Here is a 762-nt window from a genome sequence, read left to right as displayed (position 1 = left end):
GTTCCTCTCCTCGGCTTGAAATCATGCGGCAACCTGGAAGAGGCGATTCACAAAGCGAATCTCATGGTGGACACCTTGTTTGCAGGTGAGACAATGGCCGCGTCGGATCATCCGCATGATCTCAAAGCCTTTGATGGTGGCGGTCGCGGTCTTCATGGTTTGGAAGCCTCGAGTCGGTCGAATCACTCTCTTGAGCGCGCCATGATCTGCCTCGATGATGTTGTTCAGGTACTTCGACGTCCGGTGTTTTGTATCGCCGGCCAGCTTTCCATCGCGCTTCAGCCGGTCGATTGCTTCAGGATACGAAGGGAGCTTGTCAGTCGTGATCGATGTCGGTGGCCAGTCCCGCATCGTGGCCGCAGCTTTGCTCAGGAAACGGTAGGCAGCGCGGATGTTTCGTCGCTCCATCAGCATGAAGTCGATCAACCGGCCAAACTTGTCTACTGCTCGAAACAGGTACTTCCACCTGCCGCCGACTTTAACGTAGGTTTCATCGACCCGCCAGGATTGTGAGCCATAGCGCTGGTAGGCCCGTACTCGTTTCTCGAGCTCAGGCGCATACCGATGAACCCATCTCATGATCGTGGACGGGTTCACTTGAACTCCGCGCTCCTGCATCATCTCCGTCAAATCCCGGTAGGAGATCCCGTACTTGCAGTGCCAACGAACGCAAAGCAAAATGATCTCGACCGGGAAACGACGCCGCTTAAACATGAAACATCGTATTGCCCCGAGCCAGCAGCGGGTTATTGCAACAGTGCC

1 protein-coding gene is annotated in these 762 nt (G+C 55.4%); it reads right to left on the bottom strand.

Features of this window, described 5'->3' with window-relative positions; translation table 11 throughout:
- Positions 1–21: 21 nt before the first annotated feature.
- On the bottom strand, positions 22–714 hold the full coding sequence (locus tag GRAN_RS25295) for an IS6 family transposase (RefSeq protein ID WP_128915840.1): 693 nt from the start codon (positions 712–714) through the stop codon (positions 22–24).
- Positions 715–762 lie beyond the last annotated feature (48 nt).

This window comes from Granulicella sibirica, assembly GCF_004115155.1.
Taxonomy (GTDB): Bacteria; Acidobacteriota; Terriglobia; order Terriglobales; family Acidobacteriaceae; genus Edaphobacter; species Edaphobacter sibiricus.
This window is presented reverse-complemented; position numbering and strand designations above follow the sequence as displayed.

Excerpts from the sequence above, each read along its gene's own strand:
- GRAN_RS25295 (WP_128915840.1), bottom strand. The coding sequence starts at position 714 with ATGTTTAAGCGGCGTCGTTTCCCGGTCGAGATCATTTTGCTTTGCGTT.